The following is a 14,218-nucleotide window of genomic DNA, read 5'->3' on the forward strand; positions in this document are numbered from 1 at the left end:
CTTGAAACCTTGAAAACTCTGCTCCACCCGAGGCAGTTTTTCACTTCGGACAGTTTGCTATACATCTCTCTTCTATGATTTTCCTGCCCCCACAGCCCAGAAAGCAGGCATCCTGCACCGACTGACACCCGCATTCCACTTCACACTGCTGGTAGCGCAGCCGATCAAATTCCCGCATACGATTCGGCCTGAGGGGAGGCTGCTGGTAGAAAAAAGGAGACGAGTAGCCCAGGCCATAATAAGGTCCTCCCCCCCAGCCCCACGGCGAACCCCACCCCCAGGGATAGCCACCCCAGCCCCATGGGTACCCCCCCATCCCCCAGCCCAGTGTGGCGCGTCCCCAGCCGGAGTATCCGAACTGCATTCGCCGGCGGTATGTATCAAGCTCATCGTCATAACGCTCGACGGCTTTTCTATATCTCTCTTCAGCCAGGGGTTCGATGCGCTTCAGGCAGGCCTGATATGTCGATTGACAGCTTTGCTGGCACATCTCCAGCTTTTGCGTGCATTTTTCAAGGCAAACGATGCCTGCCGGATCGGTTGGGGGTTCGTACCGATGGGTGATCTGATAGCGGGGAGAGAAAACGGTGCAGCCAGCCAACCCCCCGACTAGGTTGATCAGGACTATTGCGCGCTTGACCGGATTCGTACCCATAAACTTCATTGCTGATCTTCGTCAATATCGGAGGTAAGCCCCTATATCATACTCTTACTATACTACTTCACGCTCTCGCGCACCGTTGATTCGTCATAGATAAGTGCGCGAAAAAGTAATTGATTAAAAACGTCTTTTTCACGTCTCTGTTTGGAGACATCAAATAATCCTGAAAAATCAAGCGATTAATCACAGGCAATAGAGGCCTGTTGCCGGCAAGCAACAATGCGATAAGGGTTTTATTCTTCAGCTTTCCACATAAGCCATTGTTTTAATGTCTATTATAATATTGGCACGATAACTGCTTATATTCACGGTGATACCGTAGATCAGCTTGCGTCTGCTGAAAATAAGCTAGGAGCTGTTACCGATCCAGCTCGAAAAGAAATCCACAAGGAATACCGATAACGATTCGCCCAGCGCCGGACAGTGTGTCAACAGAGACATGAGTAAGGCATATTCTGGCGATACAGCCTGACATGAGGAGGAATATTGTGATGCTTTCACCGCACAGCCCGAAGCAAAACCGACTTCTTGCCGCCCTGCCACCGGAGGACTACGCGAGACTGCTCCCTTATCTTGAATTCATGCCTATGCCAGTGGGACAAACAATCTATGAACCGGGAGCGATTATTACTCATTCATATTTTCCCACCACAAGCATCGTCGCACCGCTTTACAGCGTGGAAAGCGGCGCATCGGTACGTCTTTCAATCATTGGCAACGAGGGCCTGACAGGTATCTCGTCATTGCTGGGAGGCACCAGTACGCCTGCCGGGGTCGTGGTACAAAGTGCGGGCAGTGGCTACCGCATGAAAACCGGTGTGCTGAAAAAAGAATTCGATCGGCAGGGGAAATTACAATATCTGGTACTGCGCTTCACCCAGGCCCTGATGACCCAGACGGCGCAGAATGCGGTTTGCAACCGGCACCATAACATAGAGCAGCAGTTGTGCCGCTTCCTTTTGATGAACCTCGACCGGTTGCCCGGCCATGAACTGCAAATGACACACGAGCAGATTGCCGTCATGCTGGGGGTGCGGCGGGAGAGCGTGACGCAGGCCGCGCTCAAGCTGCAGACGATCGGTGCAATACAGTATAGCCGCGGACATATAGCCGTAATGGACCGGGAAGAACTGGAAGATTCCGTATGTGAATGCTATTCCGTGGTAAATGACGAGTATGACCGGCTGCTATGGAACCCCTCCATTGTCGAGCCTGCTCAAACTTTTACAAAGAGGGATACAAACGAAGAGTTGTCGCCGGTAAGCTGAGGAGAGCCCCGGGTTGCTCGGCAAGAACCGGTTTTCCTCCCCGACCCAAGTTCGAGCCGAGTCACCCGGCCTTGCCGCCGCATCTTTGCATTCACGCCTTCATGAGTTCACGAAGAACATAAGGCAATATACCCCCATGCTGGTAGTAGTCGATCTCTATGCCGGTATCTATCCTGCACAGCAGGTCGATTTCCCGGCGTGAGCCGGTATTGTCGCGTATAACAAGCGTTACATCCTGCTGCGGGCGGATGCTGCTCAACCCCTCGATGTCGAATGCTTCATTTCCCTGAATACCGAGCGATTCCACGCTGTCGTCGCCTTTGAACTGTAGCGGCAGTACGCCCATGCCGATCAGGTTGCTGCGATGGATGCGCTCGAAACTTTTCGCAACGACTGCCCTGACCCCCAGTAGCTGTGTTCCCTTTGCCGCCCAGTCGCGGCTCGATCCGCTGCCATATTCTTCTCCCCCGAATACCAGCGTGGGGACGCCGTCTGCAACGTAGCGCATGGCCGCATCGTAGATGCTCATCTGCTCGCCATCCGGCTGATGCAGGGTTATACCTCCTTCGCTGCCGGGAATCATCAGGTTTTTGATGCGCACGTTGGCGAATGTTCCGCGCATCATGACCTCATGATTGCCGCGCCGCGCTCCATAGCTATTGAAATCAGCCCTGGATACACCGCTTGCGAGCAGGTATTTTCCCGCCGGAGAAGTATCCTTGATACTGCCGGCAGGACTGATGTGGTCGGTCGTTACCGAATCTCCGAAGATGGCAAGTGCCCGCGCGTTCCGGATCTCGTTATGCGGGCGGGGTTGCAGCGAGAAATCCTGGAAAAACGGTGGTTCTGCTATGTAGGTCGATTCCGGCCAATCATAGACTTCCCCTGAAACAGACGCTATATCATTCCATAACGGATGATCCTGGGTAAGATTACTGTAGAGCCTTCGGAATGTTTCCCCGTTTGCTGCAAATTTCATCAAGCTCTGGATTTCGTCATCTCGCGGCCAGATATCAGCCAGCCATACCGGCTGACCATTCTCGCCATATCCGAGCGGCTCAGCTGTCAGATCCTTGAGCATGGTTCCCACGAGAGCATAGGCAACCACCAGAGGGGGCGAAGCAAGGAAGTTCGCACGAATATTCGGGTGAATTCTAGCCTCGAAATTGCGATTGCCGGAGAGGACCGCGGCGCAAACCAGATCATTGGATACCACCGTTTCTTCAATCGGCACCGACAACGGGCCCGAGTTGCCAATACATGTGGTACAGCCATAACCGGCAAGATTGAAGCCAAGCTTATCGAGATAGGGCAAAAGGCCCGTTTCCCGGAGATACTCCGTCACGACACGTGACCCGGGTGCAAGCGATGTCTTGATGTGACACTTTACCGACAGCCCTTTTTCCACCGCTTTCTTTGCCAGCAGGCCGGCGGCAAGCAGTACGCTGGGGTTGGAGGTGTTGGTGCAGGATGTAATGGCCGCGATCAGGATATCCGCGTGCGCCAGATCGAAGAGGCCGTTTGCGCCATACACAGGAGCTTCAGCCGGAGTCAGAATAGGCCTGTTATTGACCATTTCCGTGATGTTTCTTTCAGTCCCCGGCCTCACGGCTGCCGTGTTCCGCTCTGCGCTGGCGCTGTCGGCCACCTCTGCGCCGGCGTCAGACTCTTCGCTGCCATGCACCTTGTAGCGAAGTTTCAGTGCGGCAGCATCCCTGCCGTAACCTCCCTGCATGACAGGCCGTGAAAAGAGTTCTGTAAAACGAGTCTTGACATCGCCAAGCTCGATCCGATCCTGGGGACGCCTCGGCCCGGCAAGAGAAGGCTTGACAGTGGAGAGGTCGAGCTCCAGCTCGCGCGTGTAGTCGATCTCACCCTTGCGTGGAACCCCGTACAACTCCTGAGCCTTGAAATAAGACTGGAAGGCCGCGACCTCTTCTTCGTTTCGCCCGGTTCCGCGGAAATATTCCACAGTAGCGTCATCGACCGGGAAAAAACCCATGGTGGCACCATATTCAGGTGACATATTTCCGATGGTGGCGCGATCGGGAACCGTAAGCGATGCGGTCCCCTCGCCAAAAAATTCCACGAATTTGCCCACCACCCCGGATTTACGCAGGAGTTCAGTAACCGTCAGCACCAGATCTGTTGCCGTGACACCCGTGGAAAGCTTGCCCGTGAGGTTCACGCCGACAACATCGGGAGTCAGAAAATAGACTGGTTGCCCCAGCATGCCGGCCTCCGCCTCGATCCCGCCAACACCCCAACCCACCACACCTATTCCGTTGATCATTGTGGTATGTGAATCCGTACCTACCAGGGTGTCGGGATAAAGAATGCCTTCTTTTTCATGCACTCCCCGCGCGAGATACTCGAGATTGACCTGATGCACGATGCCGATGCCGGGCGGAACAACCTTGAAAGTATCGAAAGCCTGCATGCCCCATTTTATGAACTGGTAACGCTCCCGGTTACGGTGAAACTCCATTTCCATGTTGAGCTTGAGCGCGTCATCGGTGCCGTAGTAATCGACCTGCACCGAATGATCGACCACCAGATCAACCGGCACCAGGGGTTCGACCATCTCGGGGTCCTTGCCCATTTTTTTTGCGGTGCTGCGCATTGCCGCCAGATCGACCAACAGGGGCACCCCGGTAAAGTCCTGCAGCACGATACGGGATACAACAAATGGAATCTCATCCAGTCGGGGTGCAGTCGGTTGCCAATCGGCCAATCTTTTTACGTGCGCCTCGGTCACCTTCCTGTTGTCACAATTGCGCAGGACAGACTCCAGCACGATGCGAATGGAGACAGGCAGCCGGGAGATTCGGCCGAGTCCCGCTGCTTCCAGAGCTGGCAGGGAATAATACTTTGCCTTTTTGCCCGCAGGCAGCGAAAGCTCTTTCAGGGTATTGAACAGGTTATGGGCCATAAATACACTCCTTGAAAAATTTCTGCATCTTCATGATGCCGCTCATGGACATCGATCTTGCCGGACGGATCCTGCCCGGACTGCTTCCGCCGGCACTTATTGCTTTTCCGCCCTGTATTCTTCAATGTCCGCTTCAATGACATTTTCAGAAAAACTCCGGTACGCATTTCCGATACGTTGAGCCATAGGGTCGGGAAAAAGGTGAAAATCCCCTGATCGCAGCGCAGCGATTATACCTTCTGCAACGACAGAGGGAGGCGCAGCGGTACCTGCCAATCCGGCAGTACTGCTCATGTCGGTTGCGATCAGGCCGGGATGTACACTCAGTACCGCCGTACCCTGCGGTGCCAGCAGCTCGCGCAATGCCTGGGTAATGGAGTAGGCAGCGGCCTTGGATGCCGAATGCGTCGCAAAATTTGAAGCGCACTTCAAGGATGCAACTGAATTGAGCTGGATGAATGCGCCTCCTCTTTTTTTTGCGAGTATGGGGGCGAAGGTTTGAGCCATGCGAATGAGTCCGTACACATTGATCTTCATTGCCATCTCGAGCGCATCTATCGCATCGGCATCCAGCGGGGTTGAGGTCTTGAAAACCGCCGCGCTGTTGACCACCACCTGAACATCCGGGGCTCTGTCACCCAATGCTGTGATGCTTTCCGGCATGGCCAAATCCAGATGAACTGGAATCACCATGTCGCCAAAGTGTTCCAGCAGCAGATTGGCGGAATCGGGGTTGCGTACCGCTGCATAGACTTTCATCGCACCATGATGCAGCAGCGCCTCGACAATCGCCTTGCCTATTCCACGATTTGCTCCTGTCACAAGAGCGGTCTTTCCGCTGATATCGTATGCTATTTTCATTTTGCGGCTCCTCGCTCAATACGGCCGCTCAAAGCGGGTAAACAGCACGGCGGTCGAAATCACGTTCAGAACTCCAAGGTATAATCCAGGCCCGGTCCTCGTCCCGATCCGGCTTCCGATTGGAGTTTAATTCCCTCATCAAATTATATTCCCCTTAGGAAGTGACTGAACATGTCATTGTGGATTTACTTACATCGGTAAAACCGTGTCTCCGGGTCAGATTTGGCAGGCATGTCACAAAATATTCAGGGCCGATGAGACCGGCGAGATCACGTCATGTTGGTTGCATAAATACAGCCCGACGCAGAATGCGGAATATCCTATAATAGGAAATAAGGTGGCAGGATATCGTTGCCACATATCGTGGCGCGATAAATTGACAGACGTGGGCAGCAACGCGACTGTGAGCCTCATTGGATGCGTTCATTTATTGCGAGCATGGTTACATGACAACTCCAACGGTGGTGCTGTTGCACGGCTTTCTCGGCTTCTCGCGGCGGGGGCCCATAGAACAATTTCGCGGCGTGGAAAAGGCCTTAGCCCGCAAAGATATCAAGCCCCTTATACCGGAAGTACCGGGGGCTGGAACCATAGCGGAACGCGCGGAAATACTCGCAAACAAACTTTTCCGCGGACGCGCGCCGGTTTTTGCCCTGGTCGCCCATAGTATGGGCGGGCTCGATGCCCGGTATCTCATCAGCCACCTCGACCCGGACCGGCGTGTAAAAAGCCTGCTTACTGTTTCCACCCCGCATCGCGGTTCGCCCCTGGCACAATGGTTCCTCGAAGCCAAAGGACCTGTTCCCGCCTGGATTCGACACATTGGGAATCCGGCGCTCGCCGAACTGACTCCCGCCGCATGCGAAGCGATGCAGATCCCGGATAGGCCGGATGTAGCCTATTCCTCCTATGCAAGCTGGCGTCCTTTGGGGGAACTCCCTTTCTGGCTTCGGCCCTATGGCAAGGTAATGCGGGAAGACAACGACGGCATGGTTCCCGTGGCCTCTGCCGGATGGGGAAAATTTCGGGGAACACTGCGCGCCGACCATATCGAGCTTCTGGGCTGGAGTCTGGCCCTGCCGGACAGGCAATCTGCACGGCCTTTCAATCATCGCCAATTCTGGATCGAGGCTGCGAATCAAGCAATCGCTGCAGCAGAAGGTAAGGAAAGTTGAAAAGACGTGTATGGATCCGAACGAGAGCAAAAAATGGGACATGCACTGGTACGATTGGCTGGTATTTGCGGTACCAACGATCTTCATCGTGAGCCTGGGACTGGAATCCGCGTTTGGGACAACCCCGGGTCCCGGTACAGCCGCCCACCGCGATTTCCGTGCAGTCGCGCACTGGTTTGACCCGGTCTTCTTCCAGTACAACCTTATCATGACCCTGGTGGCGGTTCTGGTTGTGCCATCGCTCGCCTTGAGCTACACGATGAAGATGGCGAACCGCAAAGAATGCCGTTTGTACCGCGACGTTCCACCTGAGCGGCGCGGTGAAATCCGCCAGCGGATGGGACGAAGGGCTTCCTTTGGCACCTACAGGGGAAGCGTCTGGCTGACTACTGTCGTCGTGCTGCTCGGCAGTTCCATTCTGCTGCTGTTCAAGCCCGTTTCCTCCTCCTGCGAGCTCGGTGTGGATTTCAGTCTCGGGGCAAACATGCTGACCATGGGCCCCTTCATGGAGCTGTATGAAACAAATCGCGATTCCTATTATTCCCACCTCGTCCGCAACCTGACGGCTTTCCAGTTCGGATTTCTCGGTGCTTACGTCTATTTCATCGGCTCCGTAGTCCGTGCCTACTTCACGATGGACCTGACTTCCAATACGTTCGTCGATGGCACCATCCGCATGATCGTCGCAAGCCTGCTGGCGCTGGTACTCTCCTTTGCGTTCGATCTGCTGCTGCCACACGAACTCGACGTGATTGCGCCCTCAACTGCTGCACCCTCCGACGTGAATGCCGGAACGCCAGCGCCTCCAACGCCTCCTGCCGGTGAGGAGCCCAGAGAAGCCACATCTCCTGAAGGATCAGGCAATGGCGAAAAACTGCTTTCGAAACAGGAAGTCCCCTTTCCTGCCAGATTGAGCCTGCTGCCCCTTGTTGCTTTTTTTCTCGGTTTCTATCCGAAACGGGCTGCGCTCGGAATTGAGCGGATCGTCGTTAAACTGACGAGAGAAATCATCCCCGCGATGAGCTACCGCGCGCTGCCGCTTTCCATGCTGGCAGGAATGAGCTACTCGCATGAATTGAGACTGGAGCGGGAAGGATTCGATAATATCGAAAACCTCAGCAATGCTGACCCTGTGGACTTGGCGATACGCACCTGCTTCAGCTATAGCCAGTTGAAGCAATGGATCGATCAGGCCTGGCTGGCCTCCCATCTGCGTGAAGATTATCCCGGTTTCGCGCAGCGGACAGGCATCACGAACAGTGAGGAGCTTCACTGTTTTTTCTCCACCTGCGAAGCCTCACATACCGATGGGGTGGAACAATTGCTGGCCGCCCTGTCAGCAGACACGGCAACTATCGCTTCGTGGAGATTGAGGCTCAATACTCTCCGGATACTGCTGAATACAAACTCTTCCCCGCAGGAGAACAAGCACGATCTCACCGAAAGGGAACACAGAGCGCCTGATATTGCGCGTCCCGAAGCAGGAACTGGCTCACCTAAATCACAAACAGATCGATAAACTCGTGAACCGGCATCGCTTCCAGTCTATTTTGATCACGGCAGGCGTTCATGATTGCCTCGCACTGATGGGCCGGGAAACGGCGCGCAAGATTGATTCTGAACTTTTCTTCCAGTAGCGGAATGCCTTCGCTTCGACGCAGCCTGTGGCCGACGGGATACTCCACCACCACTTCCTCCAGTTTACTGCCGTCCTTGAATTCCAGTGTAAGACCGTTTGCAATGGAACGTTTTTCAGGATCGTAATAATCCTTTGTGAACTGCGGGTCCTCGACGCAGATTATTTTGTCCCGCAATTCATCGATGCGTGGGTCAGCGGCCACGGCATCCTCATAATCGGCAGACGTAAGCCTGCCGAAAATAAGCGGCACCGCAACGATATACTGCATGCAATGGTCGCGGTCGGCTGGGCTGCTGAGCGGACCCTTCTTGTCGATGATACGGGTTGCGGCTTCGTGGGTACGAATCGTTATTTTCCGGATATCGGCAATCTGATCCTTCACCCGCGGGTATAGTTGCATCGCACACTCCGCCGCCGTCTGAGAGTGGAATTCGGCGGGGAACGAAATCTTGAGCAGCACATTTTCCATCACATAGGAACGCCATCGTTCGATGGGCCTCTGGAATTTGAAAGGCTCTCCCTTGAACAGCACGTCGTAGAACCCCCAGGTTTTCGCAGTAAGTGCTGAAGGATAGCCTGTCTCCCCCTTGAGGGTGATCAGCGCGAGCCATACTGCGCGGCTGGTGGCATCCCCCGCGGCCCAGGATTTGCGCGAGCCGGTGTTGGGCGCATGACGATACGTGCGCAGCGCCTGCCCATCCACCCACGCCTGGGAAAGCGCGTCGATGATCTGGTCGCGGCTGCCGCCTAACAGATGCGTTACGACGGCAGTGGATGCGGCTTTAACCAGCACCACATGATCCAGTCCCACCTTGTTGAAGCTGTTTTCCAAAGCGAGGCAACCCTGAATCTCGTATGCTTTTATCATCGCGGTCAATACATCGCGCATGAGCGGTCGCTGCCTCCCGCTCGTGGCACTGCGCGAAAGCCAGTCGGCTACAGCCAGTATGGCGCCAAGATTATCCGATGGATGGCCCCATTCCGCAGCCAGCCAGGTATCGTTGAAATCGAGCCAACGAATCATCGTGCCGATATTGAAGGCCGCTTCCACCGGATCGAGCTGAAACCGTGTACCCGGAATCCTCGCGCCACCCTTAGATTCGGCGGCACCGGGCACAAGCGGCCCAAGCAGCTTGGTGCAGGCCGGATACGCAAGCGCTTCCATGGCGCACCCCAGAGAATCCATCAGGCAGTGGCGGGCGGTAGCGTAAGCCAGATCGCTTTGGATATCCCGCCCTACGACGTAATCTGCAATGTCGACCAGAACCTGGTCAGGTTGGGGACGGATGTTGAAGGACGCGGATGACATGGGCACATATTATAGAGGAGCCTGCGCCTCCAACAAGAAGAGTCTGTGCGGCGAAAGAAGAAGCTGCTCTTCCTTCTTGACGTTGAATTATTCCAGCATGACAACCAAAGCGCCGGTGATGCGTTATATCCGCATTAACATCGATCCAGCCAGAATTTTTTTTGCTCATGGAACGGTCCAAGTCATACATAGAAAGAGAGGAGTGATTTCAATGGCTGGAATCGCAAAGTGGAGACTGGCATGAAAAAAATGGGATTCATGTACGCTTTCCTCATTTTACTCGGATTGTTTTCGGCACCCGCGGCATGGGCAGACAAGGGGGGTCACTACGGGGGTCACTATGGGGGTCACTACGGGGGTCACTACGGGGGTCCCTACGGGGGTCACCACCATGGGGGCCATTGGGGCAACCCCGGATTGGCTTTCGGACTGGGAGTATGGGGCGGCTATGGTCTGGGTTATTACGGAAGAGCGCCCTACTATCCGCCTTATTACCGCTACGGACCACCTTACGGTTACGCGCCCTACGGCTATCCGGCTTACGGGTTTTCCCCCTGGTATGGCTACACCCCCGGCTACGCGTATCCACCTATGGCGCCACTGGTCGTAACGCCGGCACAGCCCCCTGTTTACATCCAGCAGCCACCGGGGATCCAATCCCAACACCAACCGCCGGCGATCAGTTACTGGCATTATTGCCGCAATCCCGAAGGCTATTATCCCTATGTCAAAAATTGCACTGAAGGCTGGCTGCAGGTAGCGCCTCAACCTGATCAATGAGCGGAACCATCATGATCCAATCCATATTCAGGAAATCCCTGGTTTCAGATAAAGTCCGGTGGGCGGAGTTATTCCCGGAGTTGTCCCCGAGGTTGTGCCTCCCGCTGCTCGTGCTCGCTTCGCTCACCGCCTGTGTCGGTATGCCAACAGGTCCCAGCATGATGGCCCTGCCGGGCACAGGAAGAAGCTTCGACGAGTTCCGCTACGACGACTACCTCTGCCGGCAGTTTGCTTATGACCAGGTTAGAGGAAATACACCGAGTCGCGCTTCGATATCCAGTGGAGTGGGAAGCGCCGCCGTAGGTGCTGGAGTAGGCGCTGCGGCTGGCGCTGCTCTGGGCGGTGGGCGCGGCGCAGCGATCGGGGCCGGTACCGGCGCGTTGGCAGGAAGCCTGGCTGGCATCGGTAGTGCGGGAGCCTCGGGTTCGATTTCCCAGGATCGTTATGACGCCGCCTACGTGCAGTGCATGTATGCCAAGGGACATCAGGTGCCGGTATACGGCCAGGTCACGAACAGCTATCCAGGAGGTCGTTACACCTCCCCTTCTTATTCGCCTTATTCCTCTTCCTACCCGCCTCCGCCGCCCGGGCCGCAGGGAACAGTGAGCATACCTCCGCCACCGCCCGGCGTTCCTCCCCCGCCACCGCCAGGGAAGATACTGAGAAGCGTTCAACCTCCCGGGCGTTAATATCGCAGAAAGCCGGAAAATCCGAGGGCTGGGCGCCTATTAATAGAATAGGACACCAATGATTCCAGCATAGTTATCGCAAATCGCGGTGCACGTCATTGCAGCTGCCGGATCAATCCGGGTAATTCGGCGAAATCATCGAACCAAACCGGTCGCACACCAAACTCAAGATATTTGGCGGACTCGGCTTCGATCTCGCTCCTGTCCGGCTCCTTTCCTTTCCGGTCTCGCGGCCATTTCAGCAATGCATAGTGATAGCGCCCCGGGTATTCCGCGAAGGCCTCACGCAGGAGGCCGTTCATCGCTTCATCGGCAAACGAACATCCTATATAAAGCGCAATGCGCACAGGATTCGCCAGGAATCCGTCGTAGACCGCTTCCAATATCCTTGATCGCGGCCCTTTGTACGTCGTGAGGTACTGGGAAGTGGAAAATACAAAGCGCACATTCGTGATCATGAACAGCCGCCGCGGCGTAAAACCGTGAAGATGAAAGATAGGCTCATGCCATGAACTCTTCTGAGCGAGTTCATCCGGATTGCCCCGCAGCTTGTCACCCTTCATCGCCCAGGCGGCGTGCGGGATTTTCTGCTCCGCGAGCGCTTCCGACATCAGTGCATCGATATTGTAGGTGATAATTGAATCCCATCCGGGAAACAAACCAGGACCGCGCACGCGTACCTCTTGCGCCTGCGCCAGTTCGGCAATAACCCGATGGACTTCGCTTGGCTCTTTCGCACGTGTATAGATGATTTTCGTGAGCAAGCGAAAAAGGTGCTGGCCGCAAAGATCGTAGCAGACCTGCGCCCCGTGCATGAGCGTCTCGACATCGGTTGAAGAATCTTTGGCCTTGACCTCGGCAAGGACGTTCCTCGCGGTTTGTTCCTGCTCAGCCGTATAGCGCTTCACTTCGCTGACGCGTTGCTCGAAACGCCAGGTTCCCGTTCCGCCCGTGCGCACCGTGCCGTCGGGAAGAAACTCGATAGGCGGCTGAGCCGGATTGTCAGCGGCGGGAACGGACTCGTAGAACTCCAGACCCTTGTCGAGCGTTTCCTCCAGCATCAAACGCACCAGTTCGGGCCAGGAGGGCGCCCCTGCGTCCATCGAGACCCCTGCCCCCAGCACGAGCGATAACGTGCTCGAGCCACGAATCAAGCGCAGCAGCCCGAGATCGAAATCCCGCACCTGCCATCCCAGGCGATCCCGAATTTCATCCACATAGGGTAGCGCCCGTCGCACCTCCAAGCGGATATCCGGCAGCGGTTTGGATAAGGGAGACGGGCTGCCGCGGTAGATCCCATTGATGTAGCTTTCAAGTTCCAGAAGAGCAGCAGCGGGATCATCATCGGCTGCAAGTCGCGTTAGCAGCGCATCGTTGCCGCCATGCAGCGCTTTCTCCCAGTCAGAGTGCTGCTCTGACGAATGAGGGATCAGGGATGGGTTCAGCGGCATTTCTGCTTCCTCAGTGCTTAACCGATGTTTTTAGCTACGATGGAAGAAATGTCATAAATTTCTTTTCCGCACGGCAAGGCATTACCCATATCAATATAGTTCATTTCCTGACCGAACTTGATGCCCTCCATTTATCTTGCCCTCTCGTGAACCAGGGATTGGATGCCTCACTGCGCGGGAATTAGACAGTATTGTCTGCACTAAAGGTATGAGTCAGGTAGCCCCGATGCATCGCCGATTAATAGGTAAAAGGTATCACGGGAAAAGCTCATCAATTTGCAAAGCGACACACTGCAAGTTCGGCTACCAGATTAAGCAGTCCTACCTTGTATTTAATTTTGTTGAACACTACTCATGGGGTTACCTCTCATGGGGTTACCTCTTTGTGCTTTCGCGTAGTGACTCGAGTCATAGCATACCGGCATTCCAATCCTGCATGACCCAATCTGCCCAAAGTCACTGGACACATTCAGGCCAAGGTAGCTTAGATATGCTGCGCCCCCAAGGCTATAAGGACGGCACACCGAGTAGACTTGGAAGCCAAGTTGATTGCAAATGCCTAGCTGCAGATGTCCGCCAATTGTAGGGTTATCGGAATTCTCGACTTCATCTGATATCACATTCTTAGGTGCCCTCCACCACGATATATCCTTCAACCTCTCTCTTCGAAAGGCTTCGATGTTTTTCCTTATCCTCGACTTATCAGCGCCTAACAGGAAGACAAAGTCATCCCCTTGATCGTCTGGGTGTTTTTCTAATTTATATTCCAGTTCGCCCTGATTGATTGAGGGGGTGAGGTAGTACATCTTCAGCTTATGTTCCACCGGACAGAAGCCAATGATCGCAACCTCACACTCTGCTCGCTTGCATGCAACAACTCCAAGTTCCTTTACATAAAGCTGCAAAAGTTTAAGTGCAAACTCGGCTATGTCATCCAGTGCGGGGGGAATAGCAATAGATATTACACTGGTGAGACATGTGGATAGCGCAGAGCTCAATGTAAGTCCAACGATTGAGTTTCCTGAATCGCCCCGGTTTTCGTGGAGGCTTTTTGGTTTAAGTTAAACTTCTACCGTGGCCTTTTGGACCAATTGCTGATAATAGTTTGCTTCTGCTTCGGCTGGCGGAATGTAACCGACAGGTTCGAGTAACCGGTGATGGTTAAACCACGAAACCCATTCCAGCGTAGCCAGTTCGACCGATGCCCGGGTTTTCCAGGGGCCGCGACGGTGAATTACTTCGGCCTTGTACAACCCGTTGATGGTTTCAGCCAAGGCATTGTCATAGCTGTCTCCACGACTACCCACGGAGGGCTCAAGACCGGCCTCGGCGAGGCGCTCTGTATAACGGATAGAGACGTATTGAGAGCCCCTGTCGCTATGATGCACCAGGCCATCGGTTTTCTCCGGCTGGCGGGCATACAACGCCTGCTCCAGGGCATCGAGCACGAAGT

12 protein-coding genes are annotated in these 14,218 nt (G+C 54.9%); 5 read left to right on the top strand and 7 right to left on the bottom strand.

Annotated features, from left to right (window positions below; all coding sequences use genetic code 11):
* Positions 1 to 40 precede the first annotated feature (40 nt).
* Complete coding sequence (locus C8R21_RS06270) at positions 41 to 664, bottom strand: hypothetical protein (RefSeq protein WP_112893092.1); 624 nt, start codon at positions 662 to 664, stop codon at positions 41 to 43.
* A gap of 488 nt (positions 665 to 1,152) precedes the next feature.
* Here C8R21_RS06270 and C8R21_RS06275 point away from each other — a divergent pair, with 488 nt between their 5' ends.
* Positions 1,153 to 1,929, top strand: coding sequence for a Crp/Fnr family transcriptional regulator (locus C8R21_RS06275; protein ID WP_107761935.1), 777 nt, complete (start codon positions 1,153 to 1,155; stop codon positions 1,927 to 1,929).
* A 91-nt stretch (positions 1,930 to 2,020) separates the two neighbouring features.
* Here C8R21_RS06275 and C8R21_RS06280 read toward each other — a convergent pair whose 3' ends face one another.
* On the bottom strand, positions 2,021 to 4,861 hold the full coding sequence (locus tag C8R21_RS06280) for an aconitate hydratase (protein WP_107761936.1): 2,841 nt from the start codon (positions 4,859 to 4,861) through the stop codon (positions 2,021 to 2,023).
* 96 nt (positions 4,862 to 4,957) lie between these two features.
* Positions 4,958 to 5,722, bottom strand: coding sequence for an SDR family oxidoreductase (locus C8R21_RS06285; RefSeq protein WP_107761937.1), 765 nt, complete (start codon positions 5,720 to 5,722; stop codon positions 4,958 to 4,960).
* 446 nt (positions 5,723 to 6,168) lie between these two features.
* Here C8R21_RS06285 and C8R21_RS06290 point away from each other — a divergent pair, with 446 nt between their 5' ends.
* Together C8R21_RS06290 and C8R21_RS06295 are read left to right on the top strand one after the other, a co-directional pair.
* Positions 6,169 to 6,897, top strand: a complete 729-nt coding sequence (locus C8R21_RS06290) for an esterase/lipase family protein (protein WP_107761951.1) — start codon at positions 6,169 to 6,171, stop codon at positions 6,895 to 6,897.
* 10 nt (positions 6,898 to 6,907) lie between these two features.
* Entirely contained in the window at positions 6,908 to 8,416 is a 1,509-nt protein-coding gene (locus tag C8R21_RS06295; RefSeq protein ID WP_107761938.1) for a hypothetical protein, read from the top strand.
* On the opposite strand, the gene C8R21_RS06300 is transcribed toward C8R21_RS06295, so the two are convergent.
* Positions 8,394 to 9,845, bottom strand: a complete 1,452-nt coding sequence (locus C8R21_RS06300; protein WP_107761939.1) for a bifunctional 2-methylcitrate dehydratase/aconitate hydratase — start codon at positions 9,843 to 9,845, stop codon at positions 8,394 to 8,396. The two genes, C8R21_RS06295 and C8R21_RS06300, sit on opposite strands and share 23 nt — an antisense overlap.
* A 240-nt stretch (positions 9,846 to 10,085) precedes the next feature.
* Between C8R21_RS06300 and C8R21_RS06310 the strand changes: the two genes are divergently transcribed.
* A complete protein-coding gene (locus C8R21_RS06310) occupies positions 10,086 to 10,625 on the top strand; it encodes a hypothetical protein (RefSeq protein ID WP_107761941.1) in 540 nt (179 codons plus the stop codon).
* A gap of 11 nt (positions 10,626 to 10,636) precedes the next feature.
* Entirely contained in the window at positions 10,637 to 11,314 is a 678-nt protein-coding gene (locus C8R21_RS06315) for a glycine zipper family protein (RefSeq protein ID WP_258192285.1), read from the top strand.
* A gap of 95 nt (positions 11,315 to 11,409) precedes the next feature.
* Here C8R21_RS06315 and C8R21_RS06320 read toward each other — a convergent pair whose 3' ends face one another.
* From C8R21_RS06320 to C8R21_RS06330, 3 genes are all read right to left on the bottom strand, one after another.
* The gene (locus tag C8R21_RS06320; RefSeq protein ID WP_107761942.1) at positions 11,410 to 12,765 is read right to left on the bottom strand and encodes an SIR2 family NAD-dependent protein deacylase; all 1,356 of its coding nucleotides are present in this window, start codon (positions 12,763 to 12,765) and stop codon (positions 11,410 to 11,412) included.
* Positions 12,766 to 13,097: 332 nt separating this feature from the next.
* Positions 13,098 to 13,763, bottom strand: a complete 666-nt coding sequence (locus C8R21_RS06325; protein ID WP_107761943.1) for a hypothetical protein — start codon at positions 13,761 to 13,763, stop codon at positions 13,098 to 13,100.
* A 63-nt stretch (positions 13,764 to 13,826) separates the two neighbouring features.
* The coding region (locus tag C8R21_RS06330; RefSeq protein WP_146162450.1) for an integrase core domain-containing protein at positions 13,827 to 14,218 on the bottom strand (392 nt) is incomplete at its 5' end.

The organism is Nitrosospira multiformis (assembly GCF_003050865.1).
Lineage (GTDB): Bacteria > Pseudomonadota > Gammaproteobacteria > Burkholderiales > Nitrosomonadaceae > Nitrosospira > Nitrosospira multiformis_E.